We start from the raw sequence: 21,729 nt of genomic DNA on the forward strand, positions 1-21,729 counted from the left end.
GCGCCGAGCAGTTATTCAGCGACGGTAGGAGTGAATGATCTTGCCGTTTGTGAGGCCTATATCAAGAATCAGGAAGCACACCACAACGTGGTGTTCAGTTAGCGCAGGAAGCCCCGCCCTTTAGGGCGGGGAGGAGGTCACTTTATCATTCCGCCTTTTCTCTCTGGATTTTTCTGTTTTTGGGCTTAAATGACGTACTGGATAAGGTACAAGAGAGTCCTCTATTCTGCCTTTCTCATCCTTCTCAGGAAAGAGAATCTTCCACATGTGCTTAATATCACGAATAAAGTCACTCTTACTTTTGGGTGTCTTATAGGCACTGTGCATATAAGTCACTAGTTTGTCTATATCCTCCCTATCTAACCCCTTAAGGTTCTTTTCAGCGACATGGCAAACCATCCTCCTGCTCTCTAGAAGCCTATTCCTTCTTACATAGCTTAAGTCCTTAGCCTCAAATTTGTTAAATAAGTGTCTAAAATAGACCAGATTCTCTTCGTTATTGCAGTAATATTTCCTTTTCCTGTCATTCTCACCTGGGGGGATTAAGAATTGCTTCAAATTTGCCTTAAATCTCTCATATTTACCCTTACTGTCGTATATATCGTTTTCTGCCATATAGCGTGCCTCTCATCCCTCTGCCTTTTATAGGTTTGTTAAACACGCTTTCCATTAGAAATATAAAGCGAGGGATGGGATTCGAACCCATGAATAATCGCTCTGCAGGCGATCCCCTTAGGCCGCTTGGGTACCCTCGCGCATATCCCAGAAAAAGAAGTGTGTTTAAATAAGTTGTTGTTAGTCAGGAGCAGCTTCCTTCTCTCTTAATGATATCCCGGCAATAAGGATTAACGTTCCACCGATAATCATATCTATTGTGATTGCCTCTCTGAAGAAGACTGCACCAAAAATCAGCGCAGCGGGAACCTCCCAATAGGTGAACAGCGAGAAATGGTTCATGGGCAGCCTTTTCAGTGCAAAGAAAAATAATAGGAAAGCCGCAATACCCACCAAAAAACCGTATATCGAGGCAATGATTGTCTGGGTAAGTGTCGGCAATGGCTCATTGATAAATATGAATGGCAAAAAAACTACTGCACCCAGAAGATTTTGGTAAAATATCGTCTCTGTTTTGGTGTAATTTTTTAACTCTTTTTTGAAAATAACTGCAGTGAGCGAGAAGATGATTGCAGACAAGAGCATAGCTCCCATTCCGATGACATCCCTGTTCCCAAAGGTTATCTCTTTATTCAGATACATAATCATAATCCCAAGAAACGCTACGCCAATAAGCAGTGCTGTTCTTTTAGTTACCCTCTCCTTTAACAGCAGCATGCCAAACAATGTCGCAAAAATTGGCCATGTAAACAAGATGATGACCGCATTTCCAATGGAGGTATACAGGTATGCGACCATATAAAGAAACATTCTTGCGGCATTCAATGCAGACGCAACCAGCATGATCCAATAATTTCCATGAAAGACCCGTACTCTCTTCCATCCAAAATAACCTAAAAGGATCACCACAGGGACAAACACTCGAAAGAAGGTGATAGACGTTGAGGGAAGGTTCAGGAGCTTAATGAAAACGCCGCTTGATCCTCCGATTGTAGCGGCAAAAAATATTGCAAGATAAGGGTTCAAACTCATACCTCAGCACATTGCCGGGTTATTATATATATAAGTTTCTGGTATCCCGCCATACTGAGAACTTATCCTGAACCTTTGTTTAACCAGGCGAATTACCGCGTATGCCGAGCCTACCACAACCATTAAAAACCTCATCAGTTCCATCTCAGCCATGGCCTCTGCATCAGAGCTTCAGAGAGGAGACTTCTTTCTTCTCAATGGAATCATCCTCCAGGTCACGCGAAGGGAAGTTGTTGCAGTAGGAACCCATTCGCATACAAAGCTCAAATTCTACGCCAAGAGCATCAAGGGAGGCGGAGAAAAGCAGTTTACCTTCAGCCATGGAGACAAAGTGGAGAAACTTGACATCCAGAAGAAGCACGCGACAGTCATTGCAAAGAACCCTGCAGGAGTGCAGATCATGGATCCTGTATCATTCGAGACCTTTGATGCTGCAGTTGATGAGTCCCTGGGAGAGCTCTCTGAGGGCGATGACATCATTTACTTCAGCTACAATAACGAGATAAAAATTCTTGAAAAGAGAAGGGAATGAGCATCCCTTGACTTTCCTAGTCCCTTTTGTCAATCTACGGGCCAGGGAAGATTTGAACTCCCGACCTCCTGCTTAGAAGGCAGGCGCTCTGTCCAGACTGAGCTACTGGCCCATATCCTCAAAGGTTCATAGGAGCTTTATAAATGTTTCAAAAACATTCACTTCTTAGAAATCCTCTTTGCGGATTCAACCTCATTAAGATAATTCTCAGAGCTAACGACCTTCTCCCCGCTCCTCTTCTCCAGCTCCCTTCTTGCTACCCCTGCTACGGTCCCGCCCTCTTTTGCAGCGGCTTTATTCTGATCAAATCCAAACACCTCCTTCCTCTTGGCTATTTTCGTTGCAGAGGCTTCGCCGAGCATACTAAAAATCAGTTCCAGATCGTTCATATGGTCTCTCAGGTTTTCTCTCTTTAAGCCTTTGAATTTCTTATATCTGTTAGGAGTCAAGCCAAAGGTCGCTTTAGAAATCTCAGACGTTAGTATGGAATATTCCTTATTTGTCTTAACACCCCTTTTGTCCCATTCATGCGTGAGTTCATCCCGTATTGCAGTCCCCCTAACCCGCTTTTCTATCCAGTCATCTGAATACCCTTTTGCTTTGTATATTGCCCTCATCCGCTTTTGAGCGAGTTCTGGATTCTCTATTTCTTGAATGCGCTCATAGCCGACCTTAGCCAGCCATTGCTTGAAAGGCTCTGCCTTTTTAGAAGGGATTGATTGTATTATCCTGAACATGGATTCTGTATTTGCGCAGTCAGTTGCATAATACTTACCATCCTCTGAAGGCAATTTCAGTTGTCGACAAATTGTCGATAACTCAATACCCTGCTCTGCCTCTCGTTTTTTAAGCTGATACCAGTAATCCTTAGCATCTTTGCTATCCGTCAACGCAAAGACTACATCAACCACTGAGAAGTGCCACTCATTATTATGCCACACTCTTCGTATATTCTTGCCTTGGAATACTACTAACGCCTTTTCTGCGTCCATTCGCACAGGGTAGATTCATCCCTTTATATACTTCACGCGAGGTTGTCCAGTGATGAGTGAGAGAACGGCCTATGGCAGCCAGGTTTCAGGCTTCTTAATCTTCTCAGGAAGGTATTTCTCAATAACATAGTTCAGCCCCCATTTTGCAAGCGACTGCTGCTCTGACCTTACTTTCATCTGGCTCAGCTGGTTAAGGGCCTTCTGCCATTCTTTATGGTGTTTTGCAAACGGATCGTTCTTAATCACGTCTTTTATCTTCTTGAAATCAACCTCCTTGAGAGGATGCGTTGGCAGTTTATAGTCAATAATATCCTGCGGAGTCACTCCCAGAAACTTTGCGCTGGGAACGCAGAAGTACTCATTGATATGTGCTGCATTTCCTGAGCCTACTTTCAGTGTCCTGTAGATTGAGAAGAATCCGTAAGGATCACAGTCGGTAAACACATAGACAGGAAGCTTTTTTGCATCGCTCAGCCTGCGGATAAACCTGCGCAATGCCCGTGTCGGAACCCCTCCCATCGAAATAAGGATGCAGTTCGCATTCTTCCAGTAATTGTGCTTTACAAGCCTCTGGAACATACCTGCAGTCTCAATCGCCAGGATAAACTTTGCATCAGTCTCAAACTTCAGGTGTTCGACCGAGATAGGGATGGAATACGCGCCTGATCCGAACTTGGTGCAGTCAATCCTGAGATCTTTCCCTGTATCCGGATCCTTGTCAACCACGATCAGCTTTCCTGCAATCTCCCCTCCCTTCTCTTCAGGGATGAATCCGATCTGCTCCCTGTTGACTTGCATCATCGCCTCAATATCCTCCATCACCATATCGGATTCCGGCTGCTCGCTGAACGCAGCCTCAGCCCAGTTCTTTGAGATGTAATACATCTCTCGCTTGGTCGTGATGTCATCTGTCTGGACGATTGTCTTCGCATGCGCCATCATCCTGAGAGTCTGCGCAAAGGTCTTTATCGTGGATGCAGTCAGGGTCCTGCTTTTCATCTTCCCAAGAAGCTCAAAATATCCTTCTTTTGGGTCATACTTGACATTGGTCAGTGCGCGAAGCGGCATCTCAAGCTGGGGAAGCTGCTTCTTCAGGATCTTTTTGTAGACATTCTCAGTTGCGATCTTCTCGATCTCCTCTGCAACATTTTTACTGGTCTTCATCATCCTCACCTGAGCCTATCTTCGCGAATTCCTCGTCATACTCGGGATTCTCCATCTCGACCTTTTCCAACTCCCCCCTTTTGCTCTCAAGAATCGTAGCCAAGAGCTCCTCAACCTTCTTTTCTTCATCCTGCTTGAGCCCAATCAGTTCCTTCAGCGCCTCTCCAACATGCGGGATGAACATCCTGATATAATCCCGTTTCTTGCCCTCGAACTGCACCCTTCTCTTCTTGCTCACATAGCTTGCCAGATTTCTTCCGACCTCCTGGAGAGCAAGCTTTACTTCCTTTACAATCTCAGGATAATGGGCAATAGCCTCCTTTGACTCTGATGTGAAAGGCACCCACACCGAAGCAAGGTGCACAACTAAGGTGACTGGGCCTATCGGCAAAGCTCCCCTGCTCTGGTTCAATCCATAATCTTTCCATGCAGTGCTGATAACAGATTTGGTGATGGCGCAGGCTCCCTGCTGGTACAGCAAAGGAACCCTGTTTGCAAGCCGCAGGAGCCGGACAGTGTCCTCAGCTCCCTGAGATCCGCCATAGGCGATGCCTGCCTCCACAACAAAAGGGTTTCCCCTGTATACTGATGGCCGCCTTGATGCTGTTGCATAAAATTCAGCATTAACCTCTTTCCTTAATCCTTTCTCGAGCTGCTCTGCTCCGATGGGAGAGATGCAGTCAGTTGGAGGCGCAATGAGCTTTGTCTTCTTGATGCCTTCCATGAGCTTCTCAACCATCTCCCTGCTCATCTCACCGGGCTTTGTGTTCGGCAGCAGCGAAGCATTCTCGCAGATCTGCTTTGCAGTCCCAGATCCAACCCTGGAGAACTCTGAGCTGAGGAACAACTGCAACGTCCTGCTTTCCGTATCCTTCAGCATCTTCTGCATAATCCCAAGCTCAATCCCATAGGGATGAGGCTTGATCTCTGCTGGCATGGGGGGAAGCGTGCTGACAGCTCGGGGAAATATGATCTGCTGGGCTTTCGGATTTGTATACACAATCGTGACATGCGGATTCGCAATAGCAGTCTCCTTCAGATACTCATCCACAGACTGGGTTCCGCTTACATAATCCCCTTCAAGCTCAAGCTCAATCCTGACTCCATGCTCCTTCTCCCAGCTCCTTGTTTCATCCTTGACAATCTCCGGAGCATTGTGCTGGGTGTCGATATGGAGCTCATAGTAATGGCAAGGCTCATTTTTCCCTGTTTTTGACAGAATCTTTGCAGGCTTTCCTGTCGTGAGCTGGGCATAAAGGACAGACGCGCTGATCCCGATGCCCTGCTGGCCTCTCGACTGGCTTAGTTTAAAGAACTTGCTTCCATACAGGAGCTTGGCAAATATCTTCGGAATCTGGGCTTTCACAATCCCCGGCCCGTTATCCTCAACAATGACCCGGTAGCGGTCATTCCCCATATCAATAACCTCAATAGAGACTTCAGGGAGAATCCTTGCTTCCTCGCAGGCATCGAGCGAATTATCCACAGCCTCCTTAATAGTGGTCATCAAGGCTTTTCTCTTGTTGTCAAATCCGAGCAGATGCCGGTTCTTCTCAAAGAATTGGGATATGGAAATCTCTCTCTGCTTTAATGCCATCTCCTGGGCTGCGCTTGCCATAGGTAGAACACTTCACGATTTGTTTAAAAATGTTTAGGTTATGAGGCCGGAATCTTTCTCTGCTTGGGGGCATAATTGAGAACTTTTCCATTAATCCCGGTAAGACATCCCGGTAAGACTTACACACTCCAGGAATCCCGGTAACCTATCAAAAGCAATACTGATCAGCTGATGATATACGTCACAACAACAGCCCTGCTCCATACGCCATCAAGACCTTTGATAGCCATGCGCAGCTCATACTCGCCAGGCTGGTTGAATTTAATCACAGGGCCGTCATTACTCCATGCGTCAAACCAGATTGGGCCTATTATCTGCCCTGCAGTGTTCGTTGCCTGCTTCACCTTGCTTTGATCTCCTCTTACATTTTCCGCTGACCCAAGAGGCGCCAACCTAAAAACACCCTCAGCATTCCTCTTGAAAACAGCAACTCGAGTTCCAGCGATCCTTCTTTCATCAGCAGCCCTCAAGGTTATCGGAGGGGTCATATACCCTGCGGATCCGGTAACCCTGGCTCCATTCACAAGAGACGTTAACTGGGCAATAAGCGGCAAAGTCTGCTCAATCTGTTGCGACTGCGCTCCGCTCTGCTCCACAATCACTATTAGCCTTGATACAGCAGATTCTCTCCCGTCCGATGCTCTGATCTCAACGTCTTCATATCTCCCGGCACTTGACGGAGTCCAGGAAAATTCTCCTGTAGCAGAATTAAGAGTCGCCCCAGGAAGGCCAACCAGAGCATAAGAGAGGGTGTCACCGTCAGCATCAAAAGCGCTGATGCTAAATGTCCTTGGCTGGTTTGCTCTGAAAAAAAGCGGGCTTGAAATAGCCTGTTGGCCGTTCATTGCTGTTCCGAGGAATAGAGGCGGGCTGTTGACAATAACTGAGAATCTGGCAGGATCGCTCCAGTGGACCGGAGTTGAGGCAGGCGCGTTAAGCGGTGTGTCTCTGGCCCAGAAGCGGACTTCATAACGTCCTGGCCCTCTGAACTGAAGGTTGGGGGATCGGTCAAACCATACGGTTTTAGGCGTTTGTGTAGTTGTAGTTGCCTGCCTGATTCTCTCATTAAGGTTTATAACATCTCTTGGATCTGCCGGAGTGTTTCCTGATGTAAACACAGCCCAGCGGTATCCTTTTGCTGCATCAGCTGGCTCGCTCCTTCCATGTACAGTAATGCCATCGTTTCTTTGAATCCTTACAGTTCTGCCGTCCCGGTGCGATGTGATGATTGCTCTTAGAGGCTGGCTTGCAGGAGATATCACTCCTTCTATACTTCCATCTTCCGTATCTTGTGAGGCAGGCGCGGCAATTGCAGCTTCCTCAACAACAATACTGATGCTTTTTGAGGCAGTATCCCTTCCGTCAAAAGCTCGTATCTCTACACTATATGTCCCTGTGTTTGACGGAGTCCAGGAAAATTCTCCTGTACTTCGATCAATCCTTGCATTTTCAGGGCCTGAGATTCCGTAGGTAACCACGTCATTATCCGGATCGCTGGCGCTTATTGTAAATGTAATCTGGGCGTTCGGTCTGCCTGAAATCTGGCCGTGAACAGCTTCCCTCCCATTGAATGATCTCTCATTGAACTCAGGAGCTGCATTTGAAAACACCGGAGGATTTTCACTTGTGTACTCTGCTGTTACCCTGTTGCTGGCCTCTACATAGAATAGTGCAGGCTCGCTCCATACTTCATTTGCATCCTTCACTGAAAATCTGACCTCATAGCTGCCAGCCCGCCTGAAGATTAGCGTAGGCCTGTAATCAAACCATACCGGCAGCGGAGTTCCATCGCTGACTTGCTGCATTGCTGAACTGAGGGCTCCTACATCCCGCAGGCTTGCGCGGCCTCCTCCTCGGTTAAAGATTTCCCAGCGATAGCCTCTTACTGCATCCAAAGGCTCGCCTCTTCCCTGCACGATAAACGCAGTTCCGGCAAACACAGTTACAGTACTCCTTTCAGCATGGGAGATAAGGCTCGCACGTAGTTCCTGGCTTGGAGTCTGCCGCGACATCTCCTCCGTTGCAGCAGCTTGCGGTGGCTTTTCCCCGCAGCACTTCCTCGTTGAAAGCGCTCCGCAGCTGTACTGGTATTCATACTCATTGGAAGTGCACGCTGTCGAACTGCACCGGTATGCAAGATTCCTGGTAATGCCTTGCCGCTCGCATTCAGTTATTGCCTCCTGGATATTAAGAGAAGCCACACTGATCAGTTTCTGGTTTACCTGAGTGGAGGTTGGAACCAGAGCAAAGCCATAACGGTTTGCTATCCGCGTTACATCTATGCTATAGGCAGCAGGAGAATTACGATCAAGAGTTGCAGTTACTTTATCGCTCCCAAAGGGTATAAACGGTTTGATAGTATCCGCTGTAAGCCTGCTTGGCCTTCCTGTCAAAGGATAGATATCAACACCCATTGGACTACCAGAGAAAACATCAATGACTCTGAGTTCAAGAGAAATCCTGTTGAACTCAGGAATCTGGTCAAAGAACACCAAGCCAATGCATCTTTTTCCCTGACCATTCATGCAGAGATTGGCATTATTAGTCCGGGTGAACTCTGACTGAGGGCTTGCCTCAAAGACATATGCAAGCGTTGCCTGCTCTTCAGCTGCTAGAACATGCGCAGCCAGCACCAAAAAGAAGATAGCATATATTCCGATTTTTGTTTTCATCCTTAAATCACCTCAACAGTTAGATGGACTTGGTTATACTCGGTAGATTCAACGATGTTACAAGTCTGTGCTCCTCTACTATCAACTGGCGTGCATATCTCCATCTGCACAACACACGTTCCTTTATCCATTGCTGCTCCAGGCTCTATTGTTACAGGCGAAACAAAAACTTCTTTTGGAGGAATTGTGATAACAGAGTTATAAGACCCAATCCTTAAATCATCGCAAGCATTGGCCCCAATAGAACTCTTCTCATTGCTCTTTATCAGATAGCCTATAGGTGCATCACCCTTATTCTGAAACCCTAGCCAAACCTGCTCCTTCTCTCCAGCCTTAACCTTAATCACAGGCCTGTTAAACTCGATATTCTTTCCAGACTCCTTTATCTGCTCCAGAACCTCTTTTTCTACAGCATCAGATGCCCTTTCAAACTGCTTCTCCCCCGAGCTAAAAAGATTCCTCATGAATCCCAGTCCCAGGCCAAGCATCGTAATAGCCAATATCAAAACAACAATAGCATTGATTGACAGTTGCAGGGATGCTTTTTTCATCGGTTTCGCTGATTTGGTAAAAGGCGCATCAACCCTCCATTTTTAGAGTATTTAAACATTTAGATTCTAAAAGCAAGCATAATAACCACTCCTTAGTAACGAAACATTTATAAAGGGGTAGTTCCTACCAGCTCTGGAGAATCAGCCATGGCTTTAGAAAAAACAGCAAACCCCCAAATCCGGGAATACAACGCTCTTTTTAAGGATCTCGTTTCAAAGAATGGCTGGAAAACCGATAATATCTATCACTTTGATCGAGGCTCTTGGAATGTATTTATGGACGCAACAAAAAAACTTGCCCCTCAATTGAAGGGAACCTACCTCTATCTTGCGTTTGCTGCAAATAAACTCTTCAGATATGCACAGGCAGTGCATGAATTCTCAGAGAGGGGCCTTGAAGCAGGCCCATCCTTTCTTGAGAAGCTGATAGGGTATCCAGCAGAACAACTGTGGCGCTTTAATCCTGAAGAGGCAGTCCTCAATGCAGGAATTGTGCAGAGCCCGCTTACAAATGTGCAGAAGGCGCTTGATTATATTATCCCGTTCCTTGAGGATGAAGTATTTGATTATGAGCCGCCTCTATTTCGGGATCGAAGGCATGAGGAAAAAGGAAATGATTTCTTCTCATTTAACTCAAAGACCGGATGGATCCAATACGCTGTCCCCCCCTTTACTCAATCAAACTCGCAGCAGGCATTAATTAGCTTTGGGCAGCAATTCGTGGTTAGCCAAGACGTCAAAGCAAAGGAATGCCCAGACGTTCCACAATCCCTGCTTCCCTTTGCGTCGCAGCAATTGGGATTATTTGCAAATCCAGCATCAGATCCCGATTATTTTGAGAGTGAGATCCTCATTGCAGGCCTTGAGATAGGATCTCCCCCCATGTTCAACATTAACGTTTCTCCAGGCGATGCATTTGCAAATCTAGCCAGAAACTATCAAAGGATACTGCAGTCTTTGGATATGCAACAATTACCTTCCAGCAAAACCGTTAAGGAATACGTTGAGAATTCAAAAGGCATTCTGGAGGCAAGCAAGCTTAAAGATGCCATCAGAAAAAGATTAACTGCTAAGAACAATTAACCTCCGCCTCTTAGTAGGTTAAGCAAATGCAATAGCTTTTTTTTGTCATTTGGGTCTGTAAGGCCTAAACGTGTCGTAGATGGAGGCTCAGGGCTACTCGAAACCTGAGATGCTGGAACATTTGGTCTATCGCCAAGATGATAACGATTTGCCCTTATTTCCCTTTCTGCGCCCCTCTGAGAAATAGTCCTTGGACCCGGGGTTGTGGGGCATCCTATGTTATGCACCAAAGCGCCATTCGCAAAGTAATTATGATCCCCCTTCACTTCAAGGTTATACGTCCTTACCTTTTCGTTAACTGTCTCAATATCAGTAACCTCAGTTGGAACAAGACTGCCGTTTTCAAGAACAAAGATTGTATCCCCGGGAGCTAGCAATTCAGCCGGCGTATATCCCTTTCCTGTAAAGAACAAATGATCCCCTGTAGTCTCGATCTGCTGGTTGCCATACTGCAGAATCAAATAAGAATTCCCCATCCCTCTAATAACCTCTGTCACAACGTTCTTGTTTTCCTGCTCTTGTGAAATAGAATAAGATTGAATAATATCCCCAGCCCGCAGCTCTTCAATAGCCTTCTTCCCTTCAGAAGTCTCTACCTCAGTTCCAGCCAAGAAACTGCTGCAGCCAGCAAATGCGGGCCTGCGATTGAAAAAGTCCCCGGGTAATTCTCTAAAACTTCTGCCGAGATTCCTCATCGCACCCGAACCCCTCTCAGCCAGGTTCCTCACAAACGCCTTCGCTCCCTGCTTATACAGCGAAGAAACAGAACTTACTCCTCTGCCTGCTCCTCCGGTTACCAGACCTCCAGGACCGGAGAAAAGATTTCCCAAATAATCAGCATAATTCCAGAATCCGTCGTCGCTTTGGAACTTAAAATAAGCATCTTCCACATCACGATACCATTCATCCCACTTCCAGGGAAGCATCTTTCCAGTATCATATACTACTCCCTCAGCAATAGACAGCGCAATGTCAACCACCCAACTCTCGCATTTTTGAATTGTAGTCCAGGATTGGTATCCGATCACCTCTTTATTACAGGGGTTATAGTGTTCGAAAGGCGTTAGGTAATCGATTTCCTTTCCATGCTCATCAGTGCATTCTACACGGCAGCCTGGCTCCAGCATGACCTCATAAGGGGGGAATTCTTCAATAGAATCATCTCCAAACTCAGTATCAACATACTGCACACAGCAAATAAGCTGCTGGGCAGGAGACCAGCCAGGAATCATCTCTCCTCCCAATTCTCCGCATTGGAATTTTCTGCCAAGGCCCATGATGCGCAATTGGCCATCATAATCATTGAATCTTCCGCGATACTCTGTGCAATGGTCCTCGCAAACCGGAAGGCCTGGATCCTGGCCCAAACAATCAGGACTGCCTGCGACAGCTGCCCCTGTGATGGCTAGCCCAGACCCAATCCAGTCCCCTGATAATCCGCTGCCAGCATCCTTCAGCTCTATCGCTCCGACAGACCCCAGCAATCCATCCAAGAAATCATCCGCAGCAATCTGGTCCCTTTGCGGAACAAGAGCCTCTATCTCATCAGGGTGGTCTATAGCGCTAATCTCTCCGGTTTCATCTCTGGTTGCATAACTCTCCAACTCATCAATATAATCCTGATCAACGATTGAGTCATCAGGATACCTGATCGATCTCAGCTTATGAGGTGGCCCATAAGAAAATACATACTCATTGCCATTATCATCTACTCTGGTAATCTCCCCAAGCGCACTAAACTCCATCACTGCTGCAGAGCCATCCCTCCTGTCAGTAGAATCTATCCTGATGAGGGTATGATCCTCATCATACGTATAATCAACGGTTGCAAAAACAGCGCTTCCATCTGAAGACTCTGTTTGCCGAATCCCCCAAGGATAATAGGTATGCCTTACTTCTACATTGAAAACCCCCTCCCGAAGTTTAGTAATCCGTATTGGCCTGTCAATGCTATCCCATTCAAGGGCATATTCGTCGCCCCTTCTGTCAACCACATGTATAATCCTCCCAACACCATCATAAGAGACAGCGTATCCGTCATAGTAGCTCACAGTATCCCCATCATACCGAATATCCCTTAGCCTTCCTCTGTCAGTCACAGAATCCAGTTGGTTATTAGCATACCTGCTTGCCAGCGTATCTGACCCATCATCATAATACACCAACCTGCCTGCATCATCACGCTCCATCTGAACGCTGCGTCTCACTTCTCCATCCACAATATACTCTGCAGCAGAAACCTCCCCAAACAGATCGTATTCAAGCATAATCTCGCTCACCAATTCGCCGTTGCTGAACGTCTTGTCCGAAACAACCTGGCCAATAAGGTTGAATGTTAACACTTTTCTGATGCTTTCTCTCGTAACAGTCAACGTATGACTCGGCCTGTCGAGATCATAAGCAACACTATACTCTTCAGAGCCCCCGTAGGATCTTCTCTGAACCTCGCCATACGCACCCAGGCTTTCAATAATAGTATACCCTGTTGGCAGCGTCAATGTGCGGGAATCTAATGTTCTAGACATCTGATAAGCGCTATCGCCCCTCCCAACAGACTCAGGATCCTTAAACATGTCATCTGAATACTCCATAGAGTATGCAGTGGACTCTAAATACAAGACCTCTGGCTCATAATCCCTCGTGCCTTCTGATGATCCTATGCTGGCTGCATGAAGAAGCCCATCCGGCCCAATATCTGCCTGATAGGTATACCGAAGCCGGAATCCCGGCTGGTAAGGAACAGAAAGCCGGAGCACATCTCCTGTGCCTTCAAAATAGACATCAGTTGCTCGCTCAGAGTTATCGTTAATAGACTCTTCTACACGCATATGCACAGGATCCGAATCAAAGTCATACGCATAGCTGGTATGGCTTGATGCAGATTGAACAGAAGTTGAAAAACCAAACTCATCATACTGGAATGAGCTCTCCACAGGGTAGTCTGTAGAAAGGAGCTGATTGAGGGGGTCATACGTATCAGAAATAAGAAGGTCCCCCCCATACCTTGATGCTGAAGGAAAAACTGCTTCTTGCTCATGTGCTTGCTCGTATACAAAGGATAACGATCTTGATGCAGTTGCTGCCCCATCCTGCTCATAAGAAACTCTCTGCTCAATCTCTCTCAGTTTATCATCATATCTGTACCCATAAACAATCCATCTCTCGCAGATGCCATCAGATGCCTCCGATGCATCGGCACAGGTTCTTATTTCTTCAATAAGATGATTGGGAGTATAAGCATACTCCTCCAGATAAAGCAGCGCTCCGCTGCCGCCATCCTCTTCCAGATATCTCTCAATAAGCAGTGTTCCAGGATCATACTCCAAAGAAACAATAATGTCGTCATCGGCAGCATCCTCAAAACCCGACTGCAGGATTCGCTGCGGCTTTCCTTTAAAGAAATCACTGTACTCGGTTGAGATCGCCAGAACGCCTTCCTGGTGCCGCTCAGACACAAGATTTTGATAATAAGGATCGCCCTCATGGCTGATATCATACTCAAATGAGAACCTTGATAATTCGCTTCCATCCTCCTTAGAGAAGATCTGTTCTTTAAGTAACCCTTTCCTTTCAGTGTCTGCGCCAAAGACGTAGGTAATAGAGCCCCTCCCCCGCTCTCGTACTCGTGTCGAAAAAACCAAATCGCCGGAGCTATACGAAATCAGGTACGCAGCAGGATGGACACCATTGAATACTGTTACCCCAGAAACTCTATCGCCCGTATAAAAGAAGGAAGCCGTTCCGCCAAACTCGTTTGTTATCTGTGCCAGCCTGCCGTCTCCGTAATACCCGAAACTCAGCAGAGTTCTCCGTTGATCTCCTTCCAAACTCACCTGATCCACGCCTGCCAGCATTCTGTTATATTGAAACTCATATCTTCTAACCACAGCTCCATTAGGGTCCGTCAATTCTACAGCATCGAGCACAGAGAAAGGAAATCCAGCGCCGTCCCTCAACACAGTTGTCCTGTACGAAAACACAGCAGCCCTCCCTACTTCATCAGTAATCCTCTTGAGATAAGAAATCTCTGCCTGATACCTCTGTTCATCCTTGTTTTCCAATGCATACACCTTATCCTCATACTCATAAGCAACTGCATTATTCCCAAACCGCATCTCGCTGATGTCCCACCTTCTCAGCTCTCCAACTGTTGTTTGATGGGCGAGGACGTATCTATGCCCATTGGTGAACTCAATAGACCAGGATCTCCCATCAAATCGTATTCTTGTATTCGGGTCATTATACATATAATAAATTCCGTCCTGTCCAATCAACTGAAAATGATCTCCATCAAGGAAAAGAATGAATTGGCCAGGCTCATTTTCAATCATAAACGGCTTGTTAATAATCCAATCTCCCCCCATCTCAGATGGCAATTTGAGGTTTTTCCTGCTGTAAAACAAATCAAGGCTCAGGTTAAACGTAATTCCCTCTATTGAAAAGACATTCTCAGCCCTCTCCAACGCCCCCAAAAAGAGATTTACCCCCTCAAGAGCATCATCGCCATATGTCGCCTCCAAACCCAAACCGCAGCTCTCTGGAACGCATCCCTGGAGAGGAACAAGCGGATTCTCCAAATGCCCGACCCGAATCAGATTCTCAGAATCCCTGCTCATTCCCCCATTTCCCTGCCTCACAGTAAACATAAATTCAGGCCTTCCCTGAAGAAAGCCATCTTCCTGGTATTCCGCAGTCCAGATCGCCTCTGCTCTCCCATTCTGGACAATTGCAGAAGGCGCAGACCCAACAGGCGCATTCCCCCAACCAAAGACACCTCTCTCAAAAATATGAAATTCGATCTCCTGATTCTCGCAATTCTCTGCCCCTGCAACAAGGGACACAGCACTTCCCTCAAAAACATCTATAACATCTATGGTTGCTCCTGGCCTTCCTGCACCTTCCCACCTTGCAGAAACAAGCTCGCATTCACTTTCGGCCTGTTCAGGAGCCTCAAGCTGATATGCGGCAGGAGAAACATGAGAGGGTGCTCCTGGAAACTGCCTCTCACGATCAGCTTGTCGTACATCTGATGAAGGTGCTGCTCGCGTGGCCGGCCGGCCGGAAGGTTGCCGATCCGGACTACTCGGACCTGTTGCCTGGACTCGAGACTCTGGGCTCGTTGAAGGCGTTGCAGGAGCTTGAGGCTGGCTAACTGGGCTTGCGCTTGTTGAAGGTGATTCCGGAACTGGAGCCTGGGCCGGGTTTGCCTCAGTTTCAGGAGCAGGCCGTGATACCTCCTGCGTTGCAGGAGCTTGCGGTTGCTGTGTTTGGAGTTCTCGCTGCCTCGGCCTTTCTCCGCAGCAGCTCTTGCCTGAGAAAGCTCCGCAGCTGTACGAGTACTCAAACTCATTGGAAGTGCACGCTGTCGGACTGCACCGGTATGCAAGATTCCTGGTAATGCCTTGCCGCTCGCATTCAGTGATCGCTTCCTGGATATCGAGAGAAGCGCTACTAATGAATTTCTGGGTTGGTGTTATTGTAGATGAAGGAACCGCAGGAACAAGAGCAAAACCATAGGGATTTGCAACCCTTGTAACATCAATGCTATAGCTGGCAGGAGAATCCCGATCAAGAGTTACCCTTACTTTATTTTCTCCAAATTGAATGAATGGTCTTATACTATTTGCCGTAAGGCTGCCTGCAGGCTTCCCTGTTAAAGGATAAATCTCAACATCAATGTTGTCTCCAACAACATCAACAACATCAAGGTTAAGGAGGATCCTGTTAAACTCAGGGATCTGCTCAAAGAAAACCAGCCCAATGCATCTCTGGCCTTGGCTGTTCATGCAGAGGTTTGCCGCATTCTGCTCTGTAAACTCTGAATCAGGCCTTGCCTCAAATACATAAGCGAGTCTTGCGCTCGGCTCAGCCAGGCTAGGAACAGCAAGGAGGCTCATAATTCCAAAAACAAACATGCTCGCAAGCCAAGTCAGCAGAATTCCCCGTATTGAGACCTGAAAGCAGTCTTTCACAGCCTCTTTATTCGAATATACCTATATATAATTATCGTTGCCCGCAGGCCAGAAACCCTACCCCCTCAAAAACTCATGCCCAAACTTCTTCCTCTGCCTCTCCAGCCAGCTATAGACGCTCGCATGGGAATTGCCTTTCAGCAGATTCTCAATAGCCCGTCTCGCCAATGTTACGTTCTCAGCCCGTCCGATGATGCATATCGTCTTGCCATACACAGAAATCTGCGAATCAGTCAGTGTCTCAATTGTTTCCCGGCATTTTCCCTTCTCCCCAATAACCCTTCCTCTGGCCCTGGCAAGGCCGTTCTTGCTGAACTCCCCAAGGGAAATCACATCCAATACATAATCCTGCTTGAACAGCTGCATCGCAGTATCAGGATTAAATCCCCTGCCAATGGCCCGGACAACCTCAAGCATTGTGAACAGGGCAAGCGCATCCTCTCCCTTCAGCAGGCAGTCTCCTTCCTCCGAGTCCACATCTATCTTGACTTCAGCAGTGCTCTCCAGCCTTTTCTTTACCTCTCCATTCTTCCCGATAAGCACAGCTACGCGATCCTTAGGTATCTTCAGTTCATACACATATTCTGCCATAGTCAGCTGCAAACCCCCTATTATTTTTAAATGTTACATCGCTCAACAATCCGCATAAGTCTCTTTACGATTCTCTCCTGGTCGCTCTTGACCCCGAGCTTCTCAAAATAGCTGCAAATATTTCTCACATCTCGCCTGAGAAACTCCCAAAACCGCGGGTTCTTCACCCCCGTGCAATGCGAGAAATCAATAAACACAGGCCGTTCATGGTAATTCAGCACATTAAACGCAGATAAATCTCCATGCACAAATCCAAGAGCAGCAAGCCGCTCTATGTCCTTTAAGGTCTCCCTGAAAAAAATAGCCGGATGCCCTGGAATAGCGTGCTTCAGCTTCGGGCTGGCTTCCGAATTCCCAATAAAGCTCATCACAATCACATTGTTTGCAAAAGCCAGCGGAACCGGAGCCTCAACACCCGCTTCCCTTGCCTTCAGCAGGTTCTTGAATTCCCTTCTGCACCACGCAAAGATGACGTGTCTCCTGCTTCTCCTGAGATTCTCGAATCTTGGATCGCCCTGGATGTACTCAAACATCCTGTTGAAATCCGCATTCTCCAGCCTATAGATCTTCAAAATGACTTTTTCGTCCCCTTTTGCAGCAACAAATACGTTCGCTTCCTTTCCCATAGAGACCGGGCCAATCAGGCCGTCAAAATTGCCCTGTGAAAGCAGCTTAAAGATGGTCCGATTCGTGAACGCATCAAACACAGTATGCTCAGTCTTGAATTTCTCGCGTGTTATCCGTGCCATATCCTTGAAATGACGCTCTCCTTTTTAAAGCATTCCGTCTTCTCATCATGCATGGAGAGCGAAAAATTGATGCAGATCTTTGCAACTGTAGCTGCTGAGCCGAGGTATTTTTTAGCGAGGTATATCCTAGATCCGCATACCCCTCTTACCGCTGCAGAAATAAACAAGGAAATTGAAGCAGCATACCCTGATATCTATCACACCTTCTTTGCTCAGCGTTCCTTATCCTATGCTTGGAACCTTTGTGCCAAGGGAATGGCCTCAATAGGCTTGGTTTCCAAAACCACAAAGCCTGCCTCTGTATTTTGGGAAAAGGAAGAGATAGATGCAGCTGCGGTCAGGGCAACCCCTCTGGTCAATGAGCTTGAACCATGGGTTCATGATTGGTGGGGCAAAGAGATTACATTGAACTTCCATGCCTCTGCTTTTCTCACCTATCCCCGCTCAGAAAAGAAAGAGGCTATCTACTATCGCGCTCTCATGCTTTACCTGCTGTCAAAAAACCCAACCATGGCCATCAGAGACATTTCTGAAGAACTCTATCCAATCTATAAACGAGTAACTCATCAGAAGCGTAAAAATGGGAAAATAGCCCGTTCTCCAGTATACACCCATTTCCATGTTTACAGGCACATGCGCGCTCTCGAAGACCTTGGTGCAATAGCCCTAAAAGGCGAGGGAGCACAAACATACTCAGATAAGCAGGTCACGCTAAAGGATTTGGGGGAGTATGTATCAGAAGAATTCATCAGCCCTGTTTTTGAGAAGGAGCCAAAGAACAGAAAATTCTATCGGTCTCAACTCTTTGAACTCCTTCATATGCACTACACCGGCTAAGGTGAAAAAGTCTGGCTAAAATTCTATGCATGGCATCTCCAAGCTACTGATAGCTAAAGTGTACAGATTAAAGATTGAAAGAGAGATCCATGACAATAAAAGTACTGAGAGGGCTATTGAAAGATGGTAAGAAGTGTTTGTAAAATGCAAGGTTAATATCACTAAATTATCCGGTTCACTCTAAATCTCCTCAAATAACCTCCCAATTTCCTTCAAATCCAGATGTATTGCATTTATCTCTGTTATCCTTTCTGATGCTTTATCTGTGAATCCATTTTTTGAAATGAATAAGAATGTATATTCTCCTGTGAAATTAATAAATTTGGATTTTCTCATAAGGTCATCAACAACGCTTATATCTGCTGGGTCATTAGTCCATTTGACCTCGCCCACCAATATTCTTCTAGTTTTGCGATTATATCCAACAATATCTATCTCTTCTCCAGTTCTGTTCCACCAGCTGCCAATATTCTCAAAATCTATAATATGGCCATTTAATCCTTTGTTTATGTATCCGATAAGCAATTCTTTGCATATTTCTTCAAATACTCGTCCAGTATGGGCATTAAGATTTTCTTTTATATCCTCCTCTGCAATCTTAATGTTGCCTAAATTTAGGGCAGTTTGGTTTGGGAATATGAATTTATACCAAAAGTTAAAGAAGTTATCTTTTAAGCCATACCTGCCAAGCCGTTCCTGGCCTAGTACTGGGTCTTTTCTTCCAAGCAGCTCTAGCAGTTCATCCAATCTTTTGATATATGCCGGCAGAGTATTTGTGTCTATCCCTGTAAAATCTCCTATCTCTTTGACATTTTCTTTGCCTGCAGATGCCGCCTGGAGAATGGAGTTATATTTGGCGTGTATTCTTACATTCTCGTATTCTATCAGGTTTTTTGGTTCTTCAAATAATTCAGCGCCTTTTTTTAATAAAAGTTCAAATATTTTTTTGTGTATGTTCCCCTCTGTCTTTTTGACTTTTTCAAGATAGTAGGGTGTTCCTCCAAATACTGCGTAAGTGATTATTCTTTCTTCCTCACTTAATTCTTTAAACATTAATCTAAAATCAGCATATTTGAAAGGAGATATTTTTATTCTTGTTGCCCCCCCATATAATGCTCCCGCCTTGCTATTAGTTATCTTTTGTATCATCCCGATTGATGAACCAACCAGTATAAGCATGATTTTCTTATTCTTTAATTTTTGATCCCAATGGTTTTGTAATTGTGTTATGAATTGAGGTGAGACTTCGAGGAATCTTTGAAACTCATCAATCACCAAAACAAAGCTGTTTTCTGATTTTAATGCAATGAAATCTAAAAAGTCATTGAAATCTGCAAATTTTCTTGTTTCGCCTAACTGTTCCTGCACTGTTTTGGAAATGGAATCCAATATCCCCTGTTTTTCTACTAAATCCACGTAAAAATACATTTTGTTTTCAGGAATTGATTTGATGAATTGTCTTATGAGCTCGGTTTTACCCACTCTTCGCCTGCCATATACAACGAACATTTTGCCAGACTGCAAATTAGCAAATTCTTCTTTTAGCAATTTGATCTCCTGTTTTCTATCGTAAAATGTTCGGGTTTCCACTTTATATTAGCATGATAATGTTATAACATTAACAAGATAATGTTGTATATAAATCTTTCGAATTTTATGGTTTCTGACCTGAATTCGAGGTTTTCGGGTTTTACACTGTCGGGTGACTGAATAACGGATTTCAGAAAAAGTATTATTGTTACTGCTTAGTAACAAAACATTTATAAATACGTAAAGGTTCTCAAAATATGTGTAAATCATACATAAAAATGGAAAGGACCTACACCATAACCAAGAAGATAGCAAAGCACGGCAAGCAGGCAGTCATTGTTATTCCAAGCATCCTGCAGAATGGCCTGAAGCCGAAAACCATCGTTGAAGTAAAAATTAGCGTTCTCAAGGAGCCTGAAAAATGACACTCAGCCTAAAAAACTACAAAAACACAACTGAAGTAGCAAATCTCAACGGAGTTCCTCTTTATATGAATGATATGGCGGATGCGGCCCTCAGAGGAAAACTTAACATGTTCTTGCAGGGAACTACAGGCCCCGGAAAGACGCAATTAGTGAAGGACATCATGCAATACTTCGGAGACGCTTCTCTTTTTATTCTTGGCAGAAATGATATGGACACTCGCGAGCTATTTCAGCAAGTCAATCCTAAATTCATAAAAGCAATACAGGAAGGACGAAGCTCAGGCTCTGATATAAGATTCAAGGAGCTTACAGATAAAATCAATTATCACTTCATTGGTGTTGATGAGCTGCCAAACTGTGTTGCTGCTGTCCGGGCCCAGCTCTTCAACCTCTTTGACGGATTCATAGAAATTGATGGGAAAGCCTATCCTATTGGCGCTGAGTATTGTGTTGGCATGGCAACAGGAAACATTGGCCAGGAATTCACAGAATCTTCAAATGAGCTGGGAAGGGCATTGAAGGACAGAATGCATTTGATTATTGACACCGATTATTTTATGGAGCAGCCTGATGACCTCTACGAGATCTTAAAAAAAGACAGAAATCCAAGAGTTCGCTTCGAAGAAAGCGGAGAAGACAGAACACTGGAAATAGTAGAGGCCCATAGGGCGCTGGATCAGAAAGAAGTTCCGTTTGAAAAATATATCACTGCCCTGTATTTAAGGCACGGCCTGGATTACCTGGAAGGCGGAAAAAGCAAAACAGCCTTAAAGTCAGGCTGGCCTGCTAAGGTTGAAGGCCATCAGGCAGGCTCAGACTCTGCTTTGATACTGCCTATTTCCCCAAGAGCAGCCAAATCTATAATTACCCTGAGCCAGGCTCTCGATGAAATAACTCAAGAGAAGGGAGCAAAGGAGCGGGATCCGTTTGCATCAATGATGGTTGCCTATAAGTTCGTATCAGCAAAATCTGGAATATTGAATGAGGCTTTGGTCAATGCAGAGTACGACGGAAACCATTATGCAGCAATGGACGCGATCATTGATGCAACAAGAGCCCAATTTGACCAGAATCTAGACTTCATCGCAGCAGGTATAGATATGGTGCAAGCAGGACAGAGAAATAAGAAGGTTCTTGATAAATTCACAGAAAGATGGGGGTTCATGAAGAGCGTCTTACAAAATCTTGCAGAAAAAACCAAATGATCCAAAAAACCATTTTCGGGAAACCAATAGAAGGGGCTTACAAGAGATACTTATCAGAGCAGGAAAAGAAACCAGATAAAGAAAAAGAAATCATCATCCCTCCAACAGAAATCCAAAACCCAGAAAAGTATCTCATCCTCAAAGGAAGAACCCATAGCAAG

At 45.6% G+C, this 21,729-nt stretch carries 16 protein-coding genes and 2 tRNA genes; 5 read left to right on the forward strand and 13 right to left on the reverse strand.

Annotated elements, in window-relative coordinates; translation table 11 throughout:
* Window positions 1-120 precede the first annotated feature (120 nt).
* From VJB08_05105 to VJB08_05115, 3 genes are all read right to left on the reverse strand, one after another.
* Window positions 121-615 carry a hypothetical protein gene (locus VJB08_05105; GenBank protein ID HLD43333.1) on the reverse strand — a complete coding sequence of 165 codons (495 nt, stop codon included), beginning with the start codon at window positions 613-615 and terminating at the stop codon, window positions 121-123.
* Window positions 616-681: 66 nt separating this feature from the next.
* A tRNA-Cys gene (locus tag VJB08_05110) sits at window positions 682-755 on the reverse strand.
* A gap of 40 nt (window positions 756-795) precedes the next feature.
* On the reverse strand, window positions 796-1,647 hold the full coding sequence (locus VJB08_05115) for a DMT family transporter (GenBank protein ID HLD43334.1): 852 nt from the start codon (window positions 1,645-1,647) through the stop codon (window positions 796-798).
* A 151-nt stretch (window positions 1,648-1,798) separates the two neighbouring features.
* Here VJB08_05115 and VJB08_05120 point away from each other — a divergent pair, with 151 nt between their 5' ends.
* On the forward strand, window positions 1,799-2,179 hold the full coding sequence (locus tag VJB08_05120) for a hypothetical protein (GenBank protein HLD43335.1): 381 nt from the start codon (window positions 1,799-1,801) through the stop codon (window positions 2,177-2,179).
* A gap of 37 nt (window positions 2,180-2,216) precedes the next feature.
* Here VJB08_05120 and VJB08_05125 read toward each other — a convergent pair.
* From VJB08_05125 to VJB08_05150, 6 genes are all read right to left on the reverse strand, one after another.
* Window positions 2,217-2,291 (reverse strand) — tRNA-Arg (locus VJB08_05125).
* Between the two features lie 46 nt (window positions 2,292-2,337).
* A complete protein-coding gene (locus VJB08_05130; protein HLD43336.1) occupies window positions 2,338-3,171 on the reverse strand; it encodes a Bro-N domain-containing protein in 834 nt (277 codons plus the stop codon).
* Between the two features lie 69 nt (window positions 3,172-3,240).
* A complete protein-coding gene (locus VJB08_05135; protein ID HLD43337.1) occupies window positions 3,241-4,335 on the reverse strand; it encodes a DNA topoisomerase IV subunit A in 1,095 nt (364 codons plus the stop codon).
* Window positions 4,322-5,953 (reverse strand): DNA topoisomerase VI subunit B, encoded by a 1,632-nt coding sequence (locus tag VJB08_05140; protein HLD43338.1) that lies wholly within the window; start codon window positions 5,951-5,953, stop codon window positions 4,322-4,324. Before VJB08_05140 ends, VJB08_05135 begins: the two co-directional genes overlap by 14 nt.
* Window positions 5,954-6,117: 164 nt before the next feature.
* The gene (locus VJB08_05145) at window positions 6,118-8,625 is read right to left on the reverse strand and encodes a putative Ig domain-containing protein (protein HLD43339.1); all 2,508 of its coding nucleotides are present in this window, start codon (window positions 8,623-8,625) and stop codon (window positions 6,118-6,120) included.
* Window positions 8,626-8,627: 2 nt separating this feature from the next.
* Window positions 8,628-9,176, reverse strand: coding sequence for a hypothetical protein (locus VJB08_05150; GenBank protein HLD43340.1), 549 nt, complete (start codon window positions 9,174-9,176; stop codon window positions 8,628-8,630).
* Window positions 9,177-9,323: 147 nt separating this feature from the next.
* Here VJB08_05150 and VJB08_05155 point away from each other — a divergent pair, with 147 nt between their 5' ends.
* A complete protein-coding gene (locus VJB08_05155; GenBank protein HLD43341.1) occupies window positions 9,324-10,259 on the forward strand; it encodes a hypothetical protein in 936 nt (311 codons plus the stop codon).
* On the opposite strand, the gene VJB08_05160 is transcribed toward VJB08_05155, so the two are convergent.
* The 3 genes from VJB08_05160 to VJB08_05170 are packed head-to-tail and all read right to left on the reverse strand — an operon-like array spanning window position 10,256 to window position 17,571.
* A complete protein-coding gene (locus VJB08_05160) occupies window positions 10,256-16,231 on the reverse strand; it encodes a polymorphic toxin-type HINT domain-containing protein (protein ID HLD43342.1) in 5,976 nt (1,991 codons plus the stop codon). The two genes, VJB08_05155 and VJB08_05160, sit on opposite strands and share 4 nt — an antisense overlap.
* A 57-nt stretch (window positions 16,232-16,288) precedes the next feature.
* Window positions 16,289-16,822 carry a KH domain-containing protein gene (locus tag VJB08_05165; GenBank protein ID HLD43343.1) on the reverse strand — a complete coding sequence of 178 codons (534 nt, stop codon included), beginning with the start codon at window positions 16,820-16,822 and terminating at the stop codon, window positions 16,289-16,291.
* A 26-nt stretch (window positions 16,823-16,848) separates the two neighbouring features.
* Window positions 16,849-17,571 carry a serine protein kinase RIO gene (locus tag VJB08_05170; protein ID HLD43344.1) on the reverse strand — a complete coding sequence of 241 codons (723 nt, stop codon included), beginning with the start codon at window positions 17,569-17,571 and terminating at the stop codon, window positions 16,849-16,851.
* A gap of 51 nt (window positions 17,572-17,622) precedes the next feature.
* Here VJB08_05170 and VJB08_05175 point away from each other — a divergent pair, with 51 nt between their 5' ends.
* Window positions 17,623-18,408 (forward strand): hypothetical protein, encoded by a 786-nt coding sequence (locus tag VJB08_05175; GenBank protein ID HLD43345.1) that lies wholly within the window; start codon window positions 17,623-17,625, stop codon window positions 18,406-18,408.
* A 180-nt stretch (window positions 18,409-18,588) separates the two neighbouring features.
* Here the strand turns inward: VJB08_05175 and VJB08_05180 are convergent, their stop codons facing one another.
* Window positions 18,589-19,998: an ATP-binding protein gene (locus VJB08_05180; GenBank protein HLD43346.1), complete on the reverse strand. Its 1,410-nt coding sequence runs from the start codon at window positions 19,996-19,998 to the stop codon at window positions 18,589-18,591.
* Between the two features lie 218 nt (window positions 19,999-20,216).
* On the opposite strand from VJB08_05180, the gene VJB08_05185 reads away from it, so the two are divergent.
* Window positions 20,217-20,363 carry a hypothetical protein gene (locus VJB08_05185; GenBank protein ID HLD43347.1) on the forward strand — a complete coding sequence of 49 codons (147 nt, stop codon included), beginning with the start codon at window positions 20,217-20,219 and terminating at the stop codon, window positions 20,361-20,363.
* A complete protein-coding gene (locus tag VJB08_05190) occupies window positions 20,360-21,568 on the forward strand; it encodes an AAA family ATPase (protein HLD43348.1) in 1,209 nt (402 codons plus the stop codon). The genes VJB08_05185 and VJB08_05190 overlap by 4 nt, the downstream gene beginning before the upstream one ends.
* Window positions 21,569-21,729: the final 161 nt, after the last annotated feature.

This window comes from Candidatus Nanoarchaeia archaeon, from assembly GCA_035290625.1.
GTDB lineage: Archaea > Nanobdellota > Nanobdellia > Woesearchaeales > DATDTY01 > DATDTY01.

What these genes read in the sequence shown, in the direction of transcription:
- VJB08_05140 (HLD43338.1), bottom strand. Translation starts at nt 5,953, where the DNA reads ATGGCAAGCGCAGCCCAGGAGATGGCATTAAAGCAGAGAGAGATTTCC.
- VJB08_05120 (HLD43335.1), top strand. Translation starts at nt 1,799, where the DNA reads ATGGCCTCTGCATCAGAGCTTCAGAGAGGAGACTTCTTTCTTCTCAAT.
- VJB08_05155 (HLD43341.1), top strand. Translation starts at nt 9,324, where the DNA reads ATGGCTTTAGAAAAAACAGCAAACCCCCAAATCCGGGAATACAACGCT.
- VJB08_05165 (HLD43343.1), bottom strand. Translation starts at nt 16,822, where the DNA reads ATGGCAGAATATGTGTATGAACTGAAGATACCTAAGGATCGCGTAGCT.
- VJB08_05105 (HLD43333.1), bottom strand. Translation starts at nt 615, where the DNA reads ATGGCAGAAAACGATATATACGACAGTAAGGGTAAATATGAGAGATTT.
- VJB08_05170 (HLD43344.1), bottom strand. Translation starts at nt 17,571, where the DNA reads ATGGCACGGATAACACGCGAGAAATTCAAGACTGAGCATACTGTGTTT.
- VJB08_05190 (HLD43348.1), top strand. Translation starts at nt 20,360, where the DNA reads ATGACACTCAGCCTAAAAAACTACAAAAACACAACTGAAGTAGCAAAT.
- VJB08_05185 (HLD43347.1), top strand. Translation starts at nt 20,217, where the DNA reads ATGGAAAGGACCTACACCATAACCAAGAAGATAGCAAAGCACGGCAAG.
- VJB08_05135 (HLD43337.1), bottom strand. Translation starts at nt 4,335, where the DNA reads ATGAAGACCAGTAAAAATGTTGCAGAGGAGATCGAGAAGATCGCAACT.
- VJB08_05130 (HLD43336.1), bottom strand. Translation starts at nt 3,171, where the DNA reads ATGGACGCAGAAAAGGCGTTAGTAGTATTCCAAGGCAAGAATATACGA.
- VJB08_05115 (HLD43334.1), bottom strand. Translation starts at nt 1,647, where the DNA reads ATGAGTTTGAACCCTTATCTTGCAATATTTTTTGCCGCTACAATCGGA.
- VJB08_05150 (HLD43340.1), bottom strand. Translation starts at nt 9,176, where the DNA reads ATGAAAAAAGCATCCCTGCAACTGTCAATCAATGCTATTGTTGTTTTG.
- VJB08_05175 (HLD43345.1), top strand. Translation starts at nt 17,623, where the DNA reads ATGGAGAGCGAAAAATTGATGCAGATCTTTGCAACTGTAGCTGCTGAG.
- VJB08_05145 (HLD43339.1), bottom strand. Translation starts at nt 8,625, where the DNA reads ATGAAAACAAAAATCGGAATATATGCTATCTTCTTTTTGGTGCTGGCT.